Origin of the sequence: Enterococcus sp. DIV2453a (assembly GCF_050533535.1) — a bacterium.
Classification (GTDB): Bacteria; Bacillota; Bacilli; order Lactobacillales; family Enterococcaceae; genus Enterococcus; species Enterococcus faecalis.
On the sequence record NZ_CP172899.1, the window covers coordinates 2,367,501 to 2,385,783 of the forward strand.

17 protein-coding genes and 2 rRNA genes (1 of these 19 running past the window's edge) are annotated in these 18,283 nt (G+C 38.8%); 3 read left to right on the forward strand and 16 right to left on the reverse strand.

All coding sequences use genetic code 11. The annotated features are described in order from the left end of the window. From IGK03_RS11500 to IGK03_RS11520, 5 genes are all read right to left on the reverse strand, one after another. Positions 1 to 811, reverse strand: a 23S ribosomal RNA gene (locus tag IGK03_RS11500); it reaches 2,102 nt to the left of the window's first position. A gap of 226 nt (positions 812 to 1,037) precedes the next feature. Next, positions 1,038 to 2,598 (reverse strand): 16S ribosomal RNA (locus IGK03_RS11505). The 16S and 23S rRNA genes sit together here, the layout of an rRNA operon. Before the next feature lie 434 nt (positions 2,599 to 3,032). After that, a complete protein-coding gene (locus IGK03_RS11510) occupies positions 3,033 to 3,281 on the reverse strand; it encodes a hypothetical protein (protein WP_002392518.1) in 249 nt (82 codons plus the stop codon). Next, positions 3,265 to 3,636 (reverse strand): hypothetical protein, encoded by a 372-nt coding sequence (locus IGK03_RS11515; protein WP_002385270.1) that lies wholly within the window; start codon positions 3,634 to 3,636, stop codon positions 3,265 to 3,267. The genes IGK03_RS11510 and IGK03_RS11515 overlap by 17 nt, the downstream gene beginning before the upstream one ends. 64 nt (positions 3,637 to 3,700) lie before the next feature. Further along, entirely contained in the window at positions 3,701 to 4,069 is a 369-nt protein-coding gene (locus IGK03_RS11520; protein ID WP_002365178.1) for a CvfD/Ygs/GSP13 family RNA-binding post-transcriptional regulator, read from the reverse strand. Between the two features lie 183 nt (positions 4,070 to 4,252). Here IGK03_RS11520 and IGK03_RS11525 point away from each other — a divergent pair, with 183 nt between their 5' ends. Next, positions 4,253 to 5,419, forward strand: a complete 1,167-nt coding sequence (locus tag IGK03_RS11525; RefSeq protein ID WP_002368299.1) for a MalY/PatB family protein — start codon at positions 4,253 to 4,255, stop codon at positions 5,417 to 5,419. Positions 5,420 to 5,452: 33 nt separating this feature from the next. Here IGK03_RS11525 and IGK03_RS11530 read toward each other — a convergent pair whose 3' ends face one another. Further along, complete coding sequence (locus tag IGK03_RS11530; protein WP_002355151.1) at positions 5,453 to 5,659, reverse strand: DUF3955 domain-containing protein; 207 nt, start codon at positions 5,657 to 5,659, stop codon at positions 5,453 to 5,455. A 164-nt stretch (positions 5,660 to 5,823) separates the two neighbouring features. After that, entirely contained in the window at positions 5,824 to 6,414 is a 591-nt protein-coding gene (locus IGK03_RS11535) for a peptidylprolyl isomerase (RefSeq protein ID WP_002355150.1), read from the reverse strand. A 204-nt stretch (positions 6,415 to 6,618) separates the two neighbouring features. Here IGK03_RS11535 and IGK03_RS11540 point away from each other — a divergent pair, with 204 nt between their 5' ends. After that, entirely contained in the window at positions 6,619 to 7,629 is a 1,011-nt protein-coding gene (locus IGK03_RS11540) for an NAD(P)/FAD-dependent oxidoreductase (protein ID WP_033625126.1), read from the forward strand. A 148-nt stretch (positions 7,630 to 7,777) separates the two neighbouring features. After that, a complete protein-coding gene (locus IGK03_RS11545; protein WP_010707121.1) occupies positions 7,778 to 8,740 on the forward strand; it encodes a phosphoglycerate dehydrogenase in 963 nt (320 codons plus the stop codon). Between the two features lie 64 nt (positions 8,741 to 8,804). Here IGK03_RS11545 and IGK03_RS11550 read toward each other — a convergent pair whose 3' ends face one another. The 9 genes from IGK03_RS11550 to IGK03_RS11590 all read right to left on the reverse strand — a co-directional run bounded on the left by IGK03_RS11550 (position 8,805) and on the right by IGK03_RS11590 (position 18,206). Continuing rightward, complete coding sequence (locus IGK03_RS11550; protein ID WP_033625127.1) at positions 8,805 to 10,358, reverse strand: bifunctional metallophosphatase/5'-nucleotidase; 1,554 nt, start codon at positions 10,356 to 10,358, stop codon at positions 8,805 to 8,807. 97 nt (positions 10,359 to 10,455) lie between these two features. Then, positions 10,456 to 11,736 (reverse strand): extracellular solute-binding protein, encoded by a 1,281-nt coding sequence (locus IGK03_RS11555; protein ID WP_002359172.1) that lies wholly within the window; start codon positions 11,734 to 11,736, stop codon positions 10,456 to 10,458. A 23-nt stretch (positions 11,737 to 11,759) separates the two neighbouring features. Then, positions 11,760 to 13,049, reverse strand: a complete 1,290-nt coding sequence (locus tag IGK03_RS11560; protein WP_430602326.1) for an MBL fold metallo-hydrolase — start codon at positions 13,047 to 13,049, stop codon at positions 11,760 to 11,762. Further along, the gene (locus IGK03_RS11565) at positions 13,033 to 13,851 is read right to left on the reverse strand and encodes a carbohydrate ABC transporter permease (protein ID WP_002355144.1); all 819 of its coding nucleotides are present in this window, start codon (positions 13,849 to 13,851) and stop codon (positions 13,033 to 13,035) included. The genes IGK03_RS11560 and IGK03_RS11565 overlap by 17 nt, the downstream gene beginning before the upstream one ends. A gap of 4 nt (positions 13,852 to 13,855) precedes the next feature. Continuing rightward, a complete protein-coding gene (locus tag IGK03_RS11570; protein WP_002355143.1) occupies positions 13,856 to 14,731 on the reverse strand; it encodes a carbohydrate ABC transporter permease in 876 nt (291 codons plus the stop codon). After that, the gene (locus IGK03_RS11575) at positions 14,731 to 15,864 is read right to left on the reverse strand and encodes an ABC transporter ATP-binding protein (protein ID WP_002385276.1); all 1,134 of its coding nucleotides are present in this window, start codon (positions 15,862 to 15,864) and stop codon (positions 14,731 to 14,733) included. Before IGK03_RS11575 ends, IGK03_RS11570 begins: the two co-directional genes overlap by 1 nt. A 146-nt stretch (positions 15,865 to 16,010) precedes the next feature. Then, positions 16,011 to 16,949, reverse strand: coding sequence for a glycosyltransferase family 2 protein (locus IGK03_RS11580; protein ID WP_010707118.1), 939 nt, complete (start codon positions 16,947 to 16,949; stop codon positions 16,011 to 16,013). 207 nt (positions 16,950 to 17,156) lie between these two features. Continuing rightward, on the reverse strand, positions 17,157 to 17,486 hold the full coding sequence (locus IGK03_RS11585; RefSeq protein ID WP_016616794.1) for a HesB/YadR/YfhF family protein: 330 nt from the start codon (positions 17,484 to 17,486) through the stop codon (positions 17,157 to 17,159). Positions 17,487 to 17,540: 54 nt separating this feature from the next. Beyond that, entirely contained in the window at positions 17,541 to 18,206 is a 666-nt protein-coding gene (locus IGK03_RS11590; protein WP_002355139.1) for a potassium channel family protein, read from the reverse strand. Positions 18,207 to 18,283: the final 77 nt, after the last annotated feature.

Genomic DNA, 18,283 nt, shown 5'->3' on the forward strand with positions numbered 1-18,283 from the left:
CCCACACCTCATCCCCGCACTTTTCAACGTACGTGGGTTCGGTCCTCCAGTGCGTTTTACCGCACCTTCAACCTGGACATGGGTAGATCACATGGTTTCGGGTCTACGACTACATACTCATTCGCCCTATTCAGACTCGCTTTCGCTGCGGCTCCGTCTCTTCGACTTAACCTCGCATGCAATCGTAACTCGCCGGTTCATTCTACAAAAGGCACGCCATCACTCATTAACGAGCTTTGACTTGTTGTAGGCACACGGTTTCAGGATCTATTTCACTCCCCTTCCGGGGTGCTTTTCACCTTTCCCTCACGGTACTGGTTCACTATCGGTCACTAGGGAGTATTTAGCCTTGCGGGATGGTCCCCGCGGATTCCGACGGAATTTCTCGTGTTCCGCCGTACTCAGGATCCTCCTAGGTGTTGTTAGCATTTCGTCTACGGGGCTTTCACCCTCTTTAGCGGAATTTTCCAAATCCTTCAACTATACTAACAGACTACCATATTGGAGTCCTACAACCCCAACAAGCAAGCTTGTTGGTTTGGGCTCTTCCCGTTTCGCTCGCCGCTACTCAGGGAATCGAATTTTCTTTCTCTTCCTGCAGGTACTAAGATGTTTCAGTTCTCTGCGTCTACCTCTAATCAGCTATGTATTCACTGAAAAGTAATATCCTATAAAAGATATTGGGTTCCCCCATTCGGAAATCTCTGGATCATAGCTTACTTACAGCTCCCCAAAGCATATCGGTGTTAGTCCCGTCCTTCATCGGCTCCTAGTGCCAAGGCATCCACCGTGCGCCCTTATTCACTTAACCTTATCAACCTTACGGTTGGGTCTTGATCACTTCTTCTAGCGATAGAAGGTTAATCAATAAATAAGCAATTGAACTTATTAAAAAACTCATTCAACGCGGTGTTCTCGGTTTGTTTTGATTCTTTTTACTTCAATATCCAGTTTTCAATGAACGAATGTTTTGAGAGTAGACCTCTCAAAACTGAACAAAGTAAAGACGAAATGTGTATTTCCGTAATATTCCTTAGAAAGGAGGTGATCCAGCCGCACCTTCCGATACGGCTACCTTGTTACGACTTCACCCCAATCATCTATCCCACCTTAGGCGGCTGGCTCCAAAAAGGTTACCTCACCGACTTCGGGTGTTACAAACTCTCGTGGTGTGACGGGCGGTGTGTACAAGGCCCGGGAACGTATTCACCGCGGCGTGCTGATCCGCGATTACTAGCGATTCCGGCTTCATGCAGGCGAGTTGCAGCCTGCAATCCGAACTGAGAGAAGCTTTAAGAGATTTGCATGACCTCGCGGTCTAGCGACTCGTTGTACTTCCCATTGTAGCACGTGTGTAGCCCAGGTCATAAGGGGCATGATGATTTGACGTCATCCCCACCTTCCTCCGGTTTGTCACCGGCAGTCTCGCTAGAGTGCCCAACTAAATGATGGCAACTAACAATAAGGGTTGCGCTCGTTGCGGGACTTAACCCAACATCTCACGACACGAGCTGACGACAACCATGCACCACCTGTCACTTTGTCCCCGAAGGGAAAGCTCTATCTCTAGAGTGGTCAAAGGATGTCAAGACCTGGTAAGGTTCTTCGCGTTGCTTCGAATTAAACCACATGCTCCACCGCTTGTGCGGGCCCCCGTCAATTCCTTTGAGTTTCAACCTTGCGGTCGTACTCCCCAGGCGGAGTGCTTAATGCGTTTGCTGCAGCACTGAAGGGCGGAAACCCTCCAACACTTAGCACTCATCGTTTACGGCGTGGACTACCAGGGTATCTAATCCTGTTTGCTCCCCACGCTTTCGAGCCTCAGCGTCAGTTACAGACCAGAGAGCCGCCTTCGCCACTGGTGTTCCTCCATATATCTACGCATTTCACCGCTACACATGGAATTCCACTCTCCTCTTCTGCACTCAAGTCTCCCAGTTTCCAATGACCCTCCCCGGTTGAGCCGGGGGCTTTCACATCAGACTTAAGAAACCGCCTGCGCTCGCTTTACGCCCAATAAATCCGGACAACGCTTGCCACCTACGTATTACCGCGGCTGCTGGCACGTAGTTAGCCGTGGCTTTCTGGTTAGATACCGTCAGGGGACGTTCAGTTACTAACGTCCTTGTTCTTCTCTAACAACAGAGTTTTACGATCCGAAAACCTTCTTCACTCACGCGGCGTTGCTCGGTCAGACTTTCGTCCATTGCCGAAGATTCCCTACTGCTGCCTCCCGTAGGAGTCTGGGCCGTGTCTCAGTCCCAGTGTGGCCGATCACCCTCTCAGGTCGGCTATGCATCGTGGCCTTGGTGAGCCGTTACCTCACCAACTAGCTAATGCACCGCGGGTCCATCCATCAGCGACACCCGAAAGCGCCTTTCACTCTTATGCCATGCGGCATAAACTGTTATGCGGTATTAGCACCTGTTTCCAAGTGTTATCCCCCTCTGATGGGTAGGTTACCCACGTGTTACTCACCCGTCCGCCACTCCTCTTTCCAATTGAGTGCAAGCACTCGGGAGGAAAGAAGCGTTCGACTTGCATGTATTAGGCACGCCGCCAGCGTTCGTCCTGAGCCAGGATCAAACTCTCATAATAAAAGTTAGAACAATCTTGCGATTGTTAAGCTCAATTTGTTTGCTAGCATATTGCTTGCTTGTTAAAAATGTTTGTTGTCTTGAATTGAATCAAGACGCCCTACACATTTGGTTCGTCTATTCTTTGTTCAGTTTTCAAAGGTCTACGTTACCTCGCAGCAACTTTTATATCATAACAAACTTTCGTTTGAATGTCAAGAACTTTTTTGAAAAAGTTTTTTTAAGTTGTTTTGCTTGGTTGTTGTTGTCTGTTGTGACAACTTCTATATCTTATCATCTCGTTTGTTATTTGTCAACAACTTTTTTGTTGTTTCTTCAAACTTTTTTCGAGAGATTTGAAATCAAGAATTGTTATTTAATTATTGATTTCTGAATCGCTCAGCTGTGTGACTCGCCTTGCGACATGTAATAATATATCAAGATTTTGATGTTTGGTCAACACTTTTTTTCAAAAAAATTAAAAGAAGTTTTCAATCTGTTTTCATTCTTTTCAATTATTTCGTTTTTAAACTTTTTAAATCCTAATTGTCTATCAAAACAGTTTAATTCCTTACTAAAAATCGAACAATTTGAATCATATATTTGAAATAGTTCGATTAACTTTTTTACGTACAACATAAAAAAAGAAAGAATCTGTTCGATTATCGACAGATTCTTTCTTTTTTGTTTAAAACATTGGGACACCTTCAATATGATATTTTGACCAAATCGTTTTTAATTCTGCAGGTGCTACCCATGTATAGTCTTTATCCATTTCATTTTTAAGTGCTTGTTCATCCATCTCGAAGACAAACAGCGGAACATTTTCTTTATTGATATGCGCGTTAGTTAATTCTACTAAGCTAATTGAAGTAACGTCCAATTGAACCTCTTCTTTGAACCATTGTAGCATACTAGCTAAACCCGTCATCTCATCAGAAACTTTTGCCATCGCAAACTCAATCGCTTCACCTATTGGATGCATCAAAAATTTTTTACTACCATCGTTTAAGTTCAGTATGATTGTTCCAGCGACTTTTTTGTTAGACACGACATCCACCTCAATTAATTTTTAGATTCACTAACAAAAGAAATTGTAACACACTTTCTGAAAAAATACAGAATTATTTTTCAAGCAACTTATCCATTGCTTCATCAATCCATTCTGGAAGTTCTTTGTCTAAGGTTGCAAAGCCAATTTTTTTATTCTTATCCGTAAAATATTTTTTGCGTCGATGGTTCACTGAATGAACTTTGTCTTCAAGGGTTCGTAAAGATAAGCTAATCTTTTGAGAATATTCATCAACATCAATAACTTGAACGGTTACTTTTTGTCCAACGGTTAAGAGTCCATGGATATTTTTAGTAAAGCCAGCTTGTACTTCCGAAACATGAATCAGTCCTTGTGTTTCTTCGTCTAAAGAAACAAATGCGCCATATGGTTGAAGTCCGGTAATTGTGCCAGAAAGTACCATACCAATTTTGTACTTCATCAAATTTCCTCTTTTCATACGATAAATTTCTTTTTCCGTTTCTACTCATTTAAAATAATAGCATTTTTTCAACGTTTGTGCATTATTTCTTCCCTAGTTGTTAAAACTATTGTTTCATCTTTTAAGCAAAATCTACTATACTATAGGAAGTAAGACTTTATATAGAAGAAAAGGAGTTATCTTATGTTTAATTTTAATGAAACCATTGATCGTCGCCACACGAATTGTGTTAAATGGGACACCGTTGAAACGAGTTACCACGAAAAAGATTTACTACCTTTATGGGTTGCTGATATGGATTTCAAAGTGCATCAGCCTATTCTTGATGCTTTGTCACAAGTTATTGAACAGGGCATTCTAGGATATGCGATTGCACCTAATGAACTGTATCAAGCAATTCAAGATTGGCAACGGCAACACCATCAATTGATTGTTGAAAAAGAAGAAATTTTGTTTAATAGTGGCGTGGTACCCAGTTTGGCCACAGCCGTTCAAGCGTATACAGCACCTGCTGATTCTGTCATGATTTGCGATCCAGTCTACCCCCCTTTTGCAGATGTGGTAAAACAAAATGAGCGTAGACTTGTGCGCCATTCTTTACTAGAAGTTAACGGACATTATGAAGTTGATTTGGTTAAAATGGAACAACAGATAATCGAAGAAAAGGTGAAACTGTTACTTTTTTGTAATCCCCATAATCCTGGTGGACGTGTTTGGACAAAAGAAGAATTGCTAGCAATTGGCCGTTTATGCCAAAAACACCAAGTAACTGTGGTTAGCGATGAAATTCATCAGGATTTGATTTTCAAACCGCATACCTTCACTTCCTTCACTGTCGCTGATGAAGCATTTAAGGAATTCACTGTTACCTTAACCGCGGCAACGAAAACCTTTAATTTAGCGGGGATTAAAAATTCAATGCTGTTCATTCCTAATGAAAAACTACGGCAATCTTTCGTATCTTTACAAGACAAAAATCATCAAGGCGGTATCAATACTTTTGGCTACGTGGGAACGGCAGCTGCCTATCAAACAGGGGAAGAATGGCTAACGGCGTTACTGGATTATTTAAAAGAAAATATTGATTTTGCCCTTTCCTTTTTCCGTGAAGAGATGCCTAGCGTTCGTGTAATGGAGCCTGAAGGAACCTATCTTTTATGGTTAGACTTTAGTTCTTATTCGCTAACGGATCGGGAACTTCGCGATACCTTAATTCATAAGGGGAAAGTGGTTCTAAATCCAGGAATTAGTTTTGGTCCCCAAGGTTCTCAACACATGCGTTTAAACTTAGCTTGTTCAAAAGAAACTCTCGAAGAAGGCCTTTTACGTATCAAAAAAGCCTTTAATTAAAAACAGCTGTCCTAGTTTTTAGGACAGCTGTTTTTAATTCTTTCTTTTGCGTTTAGCTAAATAAACTCTGACGAACCAGATACCTGAAAATAGAAGTAAAATTTCTCCAATTATGATTGTATAAAATCCTGGTTCATGAACGATTCCTTGCTGATCTACATACGTAAAAAACGTTCCTATAAATGGGAGTATTACTGCAAACAAAGCCAAGGCCATTGGATATCTGTATTTTTCTAACAAATTTGCTTCCTCTCCTTCTATTCTTTCACTCAGTATCCTATAAAGACTTCATTAAAAGAAGCGATTTGGACGCTTTTAAAAAAAAGTTAGTCGTTTTAAGAAAAAAATAAAGAGTACCAACGAATTTGTCCCTCGTTGGTACTCTCTTTTTCAATTGGTTAAACTTATTCACCAATGATTTCAACTGTGTCCATCACGACGTCAAATGTTGGACGGTCTTGGGCATCCCGTTGGACTCCACCAATTTCATCCACTACATCCATACCATCAACCACATGACCAAAAACAGTATGACGGAAGTCTAACCAAGGTGTTCCGCCTTGTTTGTAAGCTTCAATAATTTCTTCTGGAAAACCAGCATCTTCTAACTGACTCATCATTTGAGCTGGAACATTTTGATTAGTAACAACAAAGAATTGGCTGCCATTTGTGTTAGGACCAGCATTTGCCATTGACAATGCGCCACGCAAATTGAAAACATCCCGAGAAAATTCATCCTCAAATGCTTCTCCATAAATACTTTCGCCGCCCATTCCTGTTCCGGTTGGGTCACCGCCTTGAATCATAAAATCAGGAATCACACGATGGAAAATAACGCCATCATAGTAGCCCTTTTTCGCTAATTCAACAAAATTTTTAACCGTTTTAGGCGCTTGTTCTGGGAATAATTGAACAGTGATGTCGCCTCGGTTTGTTTTAATGACAGCTTTTGGGCCTTTAGCATTTTCTAAATCTAATTGTGGAAATTGTGACATGAGAATGTCCTCCTAGATAATTATTTTATAGTTCCATCATATCGAAAAATGCTGAAAATTGCTATGATCTTTTTCCAATGATTAAAGAATGCTTTGATTCGTTAGCCAAACTTGCTTTTTTCGAAAAGCCGTGCTATTTTGTGAAGTGTTCGCAAAACGATCAATAGTTGTCTCAACCCTAAATGAATTAGGAGGAATTTTCAAATGTCTGATGAAAAAGATATTTATGATTTAACGATTATCGGCGGCGGTCCTGTTGGATTATTTGCCGCTTTTTATGCGGGAATTCGTAAAGCGAAAACGAAAATCATTGATAGCCTGCCACAATTAGGTGGTCAGCTAACAATGCTGTATCCCGAAAAATATATTTATGATATTCCTGGATTCCCTGCTATTAAAGCCGGTGAGTTAATTGCCAATTTGGAAAAACAGATGCAGCCATTTCAGCACGATGTTTGCTTGGAAGAAGAGGTCACACACCTTGCACAGGGAGCAGATGGACTTTTGCGCTTAGACACAACTAAAGGCACACATTATTCTAAAACGGTTATCTTTGCGATTGGTAACGGCGCTTTCCAACCTCGACGTTTAGCTATCGAAAATGTTGAAGCCTTTGAAGGTGAGTCAATCCATTATTATGTGACTGACATGAAAAAATTCGCTGGCAAAAAAGTTGCGATTGCTGGTGGCGGCGATTCCGCAATTGATTGGGCTTTAATGCTAGAAAACGTTGCAGAAGAAGTATCTATTATCCATCGTCGCCCACAATTTCGCGGCCACGAACATAGCGTGGAACAACTGGAAAAATCTAGCGTTTCTATCAGAACTCCTTATATCATTAGTGATATTTTAAAGGAAAATGAAACGTTCACAGGCATCCAATTAACGGAGACAAAAGGTGACCAAACATTGGATCTCCCTCTGGATGATTTAATTATCAATTATGGCTTCACTTCTTCTTTAACACACCTCAAAGAATGGGGATTAGACGTTTCTAGAAATGCTATTAATGTTCATTCCGATATGTCAACTAACATTCCTGGTGTATACGCTGTAGGGGATATCTGTTCCTATGAGGGAAAAGTGAAATTAATCGCTACAGGATTTGGTGAGGCACCTACTGCCGTAAATAATGCTTTACATTACTTACGGCCCGATGCTCGACGTCAACCAGTTCATAGTACAAGTTTATTTGAAAACGGCGTACCTAAATAAGGTTAGCACTGGACTTTAGCAGTTTTTAAGCCAAGGACAAAAATCTAAATCGGATTTTTGTCCTTGGTTTTCTGCTTTACTGAAAAGCCTTTCTTTTTCTCTTTTAAATTTATTTTTGATACAATAAAAAGTGCTAGGAGGAAGAAAGATGAACCAACCAATTATTTATTTAAATGAAGTATTCAACGAAGAACAACTGGAACAAGTGAAAGCTGTGGCACCCAATTATCTAGTTAAAACATCTACCGATTATTTATCCTCTGCTGAAGAAGAGGCCATCGAAATTATGTTAGGCTGGCATAAAGAAATTGGTCCGCGTTTATTAGCCTCTGATACTAGTCACCTAAAATGGATTCAGCTCATTTCTGCTGGTGCTGATTATATGGATTTTGATAAATTAAGAGAAAAGGGCATTCTGTTGTCTAATGGTAGCGGAATCCATAGTGTTTCTATCTCAGAACATGTTTTAGGCGTTTTATTAGCACATACCCGCGGACTGCAAGAAAGTATCCAACAACAAATGCAACACACATGGAATCAAACAGCCCCTTCCTATCAACAACTTTCTGGGCAAAAAATGTTAATCGTAGGCACCGGGCAAATCGGACAACAATTAGCTAAATTTGCTAAAGGTTTAAATCTTCAAGTTTATGGCGTGAATACCTCTGGACATGTGACGGAAGGCTTCATTGAATGCTATTCACAGAAGAATATGAGTAAAATTATCCATGAAATGTCCATTGTTGTGAACATTCTTCCTTTGACTGAAACAACAAAACATTTATACAATCAGGCACTTTTTGAAAAAATGGCTCCTGAAACAATTTTCGTAAATGTTGGTCGCGGCGCCTCAGTAGCAACGAACGATTTGATAACTGCCTTAAACAATAAAACCATTGCTTTTGCTGCCTTAGATGTCTTTGAAGAAGAACCTCTTCCCGAAGATAGCCCTTTATGGGAGATGAAGAATGTTTTATTAACACCTCATATTTCTGGCATGACACCGAAGTTCAAATCAAAATTACTGGCGATTTTTATTCCAAACTTAAATCAATTTGTGACGGATCAGACCCTCGTCAAAAACCAAGTTTCCTTAAAAAAAGGCTATTAACTCAAAAAAGGCCTTCAACCATCTTTCAAGTAATTGCATGGTTGAAGGCTTTTTTTGCTATTTTTTACCAGATAACCTTGAAGTTATCATTTGTCGACGCTTGAATGATTGGATGTTTTTTTAAATATTCTGCAATCAGTTCCGTCATATCAATTTGGATTTCTCGAATAATTTTTTCAGGTTGGAACATTTGATAGTTTCCGCCACCGACTGCACGGTATTGATTTGTCACGATTTCCAAAACATCTTCTGCTTGCACTGCATTACCATGATAATTAAGTTTCGTCACTCTTTCACCAAACGGTTGTCTTAAATCAAGCGTATACTCAATGCCTTCATACATATCATAATTATAGTATTGTGGTTTTGGATCAACATATTTCGGGTTAAAAATTGGTTGGCCTTTTTCTAACACAAAATAAGTAGCGCTTTGTTCTAACGCTTCACGGAGGTCTTGTCCAGTGACACGCAATACAGCCAAGGTATTTGGATAAATATAGTTAGTAATGATATCGCGCATCGTAATTTGGTTATTAAACCCTTTGCCTTCATTGTTAAAAAGTGCAGTCCCTGAAATATCCGTTCCGCTTGAAGCCATTTGGACGTTATTAATAAATTCTATATATGGATGTTCTTTGAGGCGTACGGCATTCGGATTTTGAATCGTCATATCCCCTTCCACATTTCCCACTGGTTGGTCAAGCCACTCTTCTACCTCGTCATGTAACGCTGTTGTCAAAGCTAAAACTTCTGTATCTGGTTGTTCGTTTCCAACAGGATGAATAGCTGCGTCACTTCCAATAACGCGATAGCCTTTAGCCATAGGTTCAATTTCTAAAGTAATTTCTCCAACGAAAGCTCCTCGAAAACCTGGTTGAATCACAGGTATTCCATTCAGTTTTGTAGCAATTTCTCGATGTTGGTGACCAGTGACTAAGGCATCAATCCCAGGAACTTTTTCCAATAAATCGTAGCCTTCATTTTCTCCTGTTAGTAATTCCGTGGGTTCCCCTGTTTCTAAATCTTTTTCAAAACCGCCATGGTAAGCGACAACAACTAGGTCCGCTTCTTCCCGCAGTTTTGGCACGTATTCCGCCGCTGTTTCAACGACACTTTTAAACGTTAAATCTTTGACTGTTGCCGGCTGTTCCCAATGAGGAATATATTGAGTCGTCACGCCAAGGATGGCTACTTTAACCCCTTGTTTTTCTATGATGACATACGGCTGACCGAAATAAGGTTGTCCATCTTTACCAAGAATATTGGCAGCTAAAACTGGCTGTTGATAACTGGCAATTGTTTCCTTTAAATAATCTAATCCGTAATTAAATTCGTGGTTACCTAAAATGCTAACATCATAATTCATTTGATTAATGATTTTAGTGATGGCTTCCACTGAATGTGTTTCTGCTTTTCTTACGTAGTAACTAAGCGGCGAACCTTGAATAAAATCCCCATTTTCAATTTGAAAAACTGGTCCTTTGGCAGACGCCCGTAACTTTTTCAGCATGGTTGCTGCTTTTGCGGTTCCAAAAGGTAAATCCATCTTTTTTTCACTATAACTTGTTGGCATAATGTACCCATGCATATCACTTGTTGCTAAAATTTTTATTTGCATTTTGTTTCTCTCCTTCTTCCGCCCAAAAGAACAGGAAGGTTAGAACACGAGCCATAACGACTCAGATCCCAACCTCCCACGTCTGTTTATTTATTGATTATTGGTTCCATGCTTGTTCAAATTGTGATGTTGCATCTTTCAATAATTTTTTCGTGTCTTTATTTGATGAAGCAAAAATACTTTCCATAATTGTCCGCATTTCATTATAGGCTGAATCAGCATTTTCTTCTACTGGGATAGCGAATAAATCTTTTACTGCGTTTTCAAGTTGTGCAGGTACTTTGGTTGTCTTAGAGTTTTTGTACTCATCACTGTGTAAAACAGATTCTAAAATTGGCATATAACCTGTTTGTTGTGCCCAGTACAATTGTGAATCAGGAGTAGCTAAGAATTTCATGAATTCAAATGCCGCTGTCCGTTGTTCTGGCGTAGCACTATCGAACATATAAATATCTGTTCCTTGTTGTAAGTTGATTTTTTCAGGACGTGGTGCAACACCGTATTCATAGCCACCAGCTTCAGCATCTTTTTGAACAAAACCAGCACCAGCAATACTACCGACAAACATTGCTACCTTTTTGTTTGCAAATGGGCCAGATAAATATTTATCTGAACCAGCTGTGCGGAAGTAACCTGCTTCGATACCATCACGGTAATAGTCCACGACTTCTTGTGAATCTTTGCTTGTTAAATCTAAATCTTTATTAAAATCAACGCCTTTGTTTTTCATTCCAATTGCGTAATAGTTATTTAACGAGTCAAAACCAGCACCAACGACTTCTTTGTTGGATTTTTCGTAAATTGTTTTAGAAGCTTCTTTTAATTCCTCTAATGTTTTCGGTACTTCAACACCATATTCTTTCAACAAATCAGCATTATAGAATAACATTTCTGTCGATTTATTAAATGGAATGCCGTATTGTTTGCCGTCGATTTTGGCGCCGTCTAACAATACTTCACGAATTGGTTCTGCATCTTTCCAGCCGATTGTGTCATCATCCATATATGGTTTTAAGTCCACTAACATTTCATCTTGTGCAGCATTCCATAACCAGCCTGGGTACGCTTGCGTAATTGTTGGTAAATCTTTTGGTGAAGTTAAAGTCGAATTGATTTTGGCTTGTAAATCAGGGTAAGCAGATTGATTTTGTAATTCCACTTTAATTTTTGGATTTTCTTTCATGAAGTCTTTCGTTAATTTTGTTAACGCTTCTTCTTGAACCCCATTCATTGCATGCCAGAAAGTGATTGTCGTATCTTCCTTCACTTCTTTCACAATATCGTTTGATTCTTTGGCCCCATTACCGTTACCACAAGCCCCCAATGCGAAAATAGCTGCGGTTGCTAACACTGTTGTTGCTAGAGTTTTGAACTTCATTTTTTTCTCTCCCTTAAAAAAATTTATAAAACAATTTGCTCGCCACGTTCTGGCAATATTCTTTCACCATACGGGTTTTCCAGTTTTTCTGGTTTTAACGTATGGATTGGAACCAATACTTGAGGTTCAATCAATGCAATAATTTTATCCAGATCTTCTGGAATTGCATGTCCTGAACAAGCTAAACGGACAAAAGTAATGTCTTTTTTAGCCAACAAATCTAAAAACACGCGATACTGTGGATCAAAGTCCCCTAACGGTTGCGCATCACTGTGAATGTATAAACTACCTTCTTGGAGGTTGTCAAACTGGTTCACAACTTGCCACAAATAGTCTGTTTTGTCCTTTAGTAACGTGTCATACGGGATTTCTAACGCTGGATTCAATTCTGGTATTTTACCAGATTCAGCATAATAATAACGAACTTCTATTCCAAATACTTCAAGTAACAACGCAGCCATATTTGCTTCTAAAACGACTGTACGTGGTGACTTTTCAATAATCTTAGCAAAACGTTCCACGTTTGCTGGATAACCATTAAAGGTAATTTGTCGATTCGGTTTTTCTAGTTCTAAACGAACCAAGTGCTGAACAAGATCTTCTTCACTGACAACCGCTATTTGGGCTGGATCTGGTTCACGTTCTGGGAAGCTAATGCTTACGCCTTCCATCATTAATAATTCAGTATGTTTAGCTTTTTCACAAAAAGCTAAAGTCTCTTCACGATTATGGCCATGTAAGCGCAAATCACCTGTGTATGTGATGAAATGGTCAGGCGTGCGAATCAGTAATGCCGAAGCACCGTACGCATCATGATCAACAGGCACGATTTCCACTGAAATTTCGCCAACTTTAATCACATCGTTTTTATTAAGACCAATCATTTCTCGGGTAAAATTCTTTTCTTCAAACGGTGATGGAATCAAAAAATCACCTTTGCGATTTAAACTATTTAGAATCATCTTCGTTTCTTTTAATGTGTACAACGGAACAGCTGGGTCTAAATAATTAATCATGCGCGAATGATCTAAATGGGCATGAGATAAGAAAACAGCGGTGTGTTGATACTCTTTGTCTTCTGCACCATGATATTCATAACCTAAACGTGGATCATATAAGTCTTTTAATTCTGGCACTAAACGATTATTAATTAAGGTTTCAATGTGATCATCGGGCAAATCTAATTCTGGTCGAAATTCTGTACCAAAATCAAAGAAGATGTGGGCATCTTTATACGCCACTTCAATCACGGTTCCTCCAATTGTTAAAATGCCACTGTGAAAAGTCACAGTTGTTTTAGCCTTTGATTCCATTTTTTGCAACTCCTCTGATAATTTCTTTTCTGAAAATCAAGTAAATAATTAAAATTGGAATAACGGTTAATGTTGCAGCAGCCATTTGCAAATGTACGTCACTACCGCTCTCTGTCGCAAAGGCCGATAGTCCATTATTCAATAGACGGTATTTTTTCTCGTTCGTCACCAACAATGGCCACAAGAAAGAATTCCAACTAGAAATGAATGTTAAAATCCCTACTGTTACCAACGCTGGTTTTGACATTGGTACTAAAATACGCCAAATATATTCTAAATCACTAGCGCCATCAATCTTGGCAGCCTTGTAAAAAGTATCAGGAATACCTTTTAAATACCCGTTTAAATAGTAAATATAAAAAATACTAGTTAAAAATGGAATAATTAAGGCGCTGTAAGTATTTAACAAACCTAATTGCGCAATCGTTTGATAATTGGTAAAAATAATAGATTCATACGGAACCATTAACAACGAAATCATCAAAGCAATGACCACATTTTTAAAACGGAACTTCAAACTCGTTAATGCGAATGAAGCTAACACGGCGGTGACTACCGTAGCAATCGTTGTAACGCCTGAAACAAAGACTGTGTTCAAGAAATACCGAAGAAAGGGTGCTTTTTGAAAGACCTCTGTGTAGTTTTGCCATTGTGGTTGTTTCGGAAACATGGTTGGCGGCATGCTGGTCGCTTCAGAGTAACTCATTAAACCAGCTAAAATCATATAGACAAATGGAAATAACGTAATAACGGCTAAAATGCCTAAGAAAACAAATGCGATAATCGTTAAAACTTTTTTCATTGGCTTATTGCCCCACTTTCTTTAAGAGTTTATTTTGTAAGAAAGTGACCACTAAAATAATCACAAATAAAATCACTGTGGCGGCCATCGCAATTCCGGGACGCCCTGCAATGTGGAATTTGTCATAAATATAGTACACTGCGGTTGTGGCACTGTTGGCAATCCCCGCACGACCACCGAATAAAGCATAAACTTGTGTATAAACTTTAAAGGCGCCAATTAAATTGACCGTTAATAAAAAGGCAATGGTCGGGACTAGCTGCGGAAACGTAATACGTCGGAAAATTTCGCCGTCTGAGGCGCCAAACATTTTTGCAATTTTAAAATGTTCTTCATCAATATTTCTCAAGCCCGCCAACAAAATAATAATATTAAATGCTAAACTCGTCCAAACCCCAAAAATAATCAATGTCGGCATACTCATTTGAACATTATCTAGCCAGTTGACAGAAGGAATGCCGAAAAAGCCTAAGACGTAATTGACAATTCCATAATCGCCATTAAAGAAGTAACGGAAGACAATCCCAATGGCAATCGTACTCGTTACATAAGGCATAAAGAAAATCGTTTCAAAGAAACTCTTATGTTTAACTTTTTCAAAGATAATCCAAGCAATTGCTAGGGAAATTATCAAGGCAATCGGTACCACAGCAAATGCATAGAGCGCTGTATTTTTTAACGCTTTATAGAAGATTGGATCATTCAATACACGTTGATAATTTTCTAAACCAGCGTAGCGTTGGTTAATTAAGGAACCTTTTTGGAAGCTCATCCACAAAGAACGAAACAGCGGATAAACGCTAAACAGTAAAATGATTCCTAATGATGGCAGAAGGAAGAGCCATGCTTTTGGTTGATTTTCTGGATTGTATTTTTTCATTAGTAAACCCGGTCTCCCGCTTCGTTAAAGATAAATACTTTTTTATATGAAAAATCAAAAGATAAAGTGTCTCCTTCTTCAATCGCTTCTTCTACACTTACAATTGATTTCACTTGTTCATTTCCTAATGTAAATCGTAAAATACGTTCTCGACCAATCAATTCCACTAAATCTGTCGTTGTGGTAAAGAGACCTGTTTCAGTTGGTACCACATCTTCTGGACGAGAAGCAAACGTATATTTCCCGTCAGTCATTGGCATTTTAAAGCGTGCTTGCTCAAAACGCTCAAGCGGAATTTCAAAACTTTCGTGGTACATTTTGCCGTCTTTCACTTCAACAGACAATAAATTAATAATTGGGTTACCTATGAACTGAGCAACAAATAAGTTATTTGGTTCTAAGTAAAGGTTTTGAGGTTCATCATTTTGTTGAATAACCCCTTCGTTTAATAAAATAATTTTATCACTGATTGATAGCGCTTCCTCTTGGTCGTGCGTTACAAAGATTGTTGTAATGCCTACTTCTTTCACCAAGCGGCGGATTTCTTCACGAATTTTCAAACGCAAACGTGCATCCAAGTTACTTAAAGGCTCATCTAATAATAAAACATCTGGTTTTTGAACTAACGCCCGGGTAATCGCAACACGCTGTTGTTGACCACCAGAAAGTGTGCCTGGCTTTTTATGGCTTAACTCTTCAATATTCGTTAGTTTCATATATTCTTCGGCAATAGCTTGTGCCTCTGCCTTGGGAACTTTCTTACTTCCTACCGTCAAAGGAAACATTACGTTTTCTAGAACAGTCATATGTGGATATAAGGCATAGTTTTGAAAAACGAACCCGATGTTCCGATCTTTTGGTGCTGTTTTGACAACCGACTGCTGTCGAAACTGAATATCTCCATCACTTGGATGTAATAAACCTGCAATTAAGTTTAAAATTGTGGATTTCCCACACCCACTTGGTCCTAACAAACAAACCAAGTCCCCTTGCTCAATCGTAAAATTGACCGATTTTAACGCTTCAAACCCATTATCGAATACTTTTTTCAAGTCGATAACTTCTATCATGACCCAACCTCCAAAAAAACATTTAATAGCATACCTTTTGATTTTAACATTTATTTCTTGCAACCGCGAGAGCAAAGCTGTTTCATTAAGATAAAAATAGGTAAAGTTAATGTATTTTTTATGTAAAAAATGTTGTTTTTCTGAAAAGTCTATTCACACTTTTTTTAATGCGCAACAAAAAAACAGAGAATTTTTCTCTGCTTTTTTGGTTATTTTTTAGAATCTTTTTCTGATTCCTTTACAATATAAATTGGTCGTTTTTTCGTTTCTAAGAAAATTTTGCCGATATATTTGCCAATAATTCCTAAACATAATAGTTGCAAACCACCTACAAAAAGTACAATACAAACCATTGAAGGCCAGCCGCTTGTTGGATCACCATTAACTAATGTTCGAAAGATAATCACTAACATTGCTAGTGCAGAACCAACACACGAAAAGGCGCCAACGTATGAAGCAATATTCAATGGTGTTTCTGAAAAATTGACAATCCCGTCAATTGAATAACTTAATAGACTCCAGAAAGACCAAGAGGTTTCTCCAGCAATTCGTTCTCGATTTTTAAATTCAATATATTCTGTTTTAAAGCCGACCCAACTAAAAATCCCTTTTGAAAAACGATTATACTCAGATAACTCTAAAATCGCATCGACCATTTGTCGGGTCATGACACGAAAGTCACGGGCACCATCCACCATTTCCGTCTCAGCAATTCGATTAATGAGTTTATAGAACATCCGTGCAAAAAAGCTACGAATGGGCGGTTCGCCGTCTCTTGTTATGCGTCGTGTGCCAACACAATCTAAATCTGTACTGGTTTCAATCATCTCAATCATTTGAGGTAATAACTCAGGCGGGTCTTGTAAATCAACGTCCATGACTGTCACTAAGTCACCTGTTGCTTCTTTTAAACCAGCGTATAAGCCCGCTTCTTTCCCAAAATTTCGTGAAAAAGAAAGATAACGGACCTTCTCTGGATGTTCGCGATAAAGCTGTCTTAAAACAGCTAACGTATTATCTTTTGAGCCATCATTCACAAATATATATTCTACTGAATGAGATAGTTGCTGGCTAATTTTTTCTACTTCTTCAAAAAACAGCGGAATCGCTGCTTCCTCATTATAACAAGGGACAACAATTGATAGCATTTTATTTCCTCCACACTTCAGTTAATTATCATTATACCATATGATAGCCTTATTAAATAACGATATCCAATTAAGAATAGCTTAATTAAATAGAAAGAACCTGAGAAAAAATCCAAAACGATTTTTTCTCAGGTTGACTAGCGGTTAAACGAAAGCAACAGAAATAGTCCTACGCACTACTTCAGCCTCTTTTGTTTAGCACTAAAATTATTTTGTTAAATCTTCTTGGTTTGCTTCAAATTGATAACGCGGTTCATCATTCTTTTCATCATAATCAACAAGCAAATCATACCCTTTAAAGAACCAATCATCTGTTTCTTCAATAAAATAGGTAATCCCATCTAGGTTCTCTTTAATCATTGGCTCATCTGGCGCTTCTACAGACATCGCAATGGAAAAACCATCATGAACAGGTGTTTTTCCATAAATTTTTCCGAAAAAACGAATGCCTGTCTCAGGCTGAACCCCGGTTTCTTCTTTAAACCATTGTTGGGCTTTCGGTGTCACTTCTAATTTCATTCTTTGTTCCTCCTTCACATCTCTGTCGCCATTTATTGTAGCACAGCGCAGTGCTTTTAGAGAATAAAGTGCTTAGCCATTCATTTTTTCATCTAATAAATCAACGTCTGCGGTATCACCGATAACTAATAAATTGTCGTTTTCTCGAACAATTTCAGAAGCATCTGGCGAAGCAATTACTTCTGTTTTCGAGCGGCGAATCGCTACCACAGTTAAACCAAATCGTTGACGGAAATTTAATTCTGCTAAGGTTTTATTGTAAAATTTAGGATTGGTGACCCGAACCTCAGCTAATGAAAATTCGCTAGATAATTCAATATAATCTAAAATATTGCGTGAAACAAGTTTGTGAGCAATTCGAATACCCATATCCCGCTCTGGGTGAACGACCATGTCTGCCCCAATTTTATCTAAGACACGGGCATGATATTCATTGACTGCTTTGGCTAAGACATTGGGAACCCCCATCTCTTTAACCATTAATGTTACTAAAATACTCGCTTGAATATCTTCACCAATTGCCACCACTACGTGATCAAAGTTCCGAATCCCTAAAGAACGCAACGTCATTTCATCTTGAGCGTTAGCCACCACTGCATGCGTTGCAATATTCATATATTCATTGACACGGTCTTCACTGCTGTCAATGGCCAAAACTTCTTGACCAGCTTCCACCAAAGTTTGGCATATGCTGCCGCCAAAACGTCCTAAACCAATAATTGCAAAATTTTGTTTCATTTCTTCTGACCGCTCCTGTCTGTTCGTTAAAATTAGTATAACAAATCCATAAATAAATTCCTAGAAGGATTTCCTAG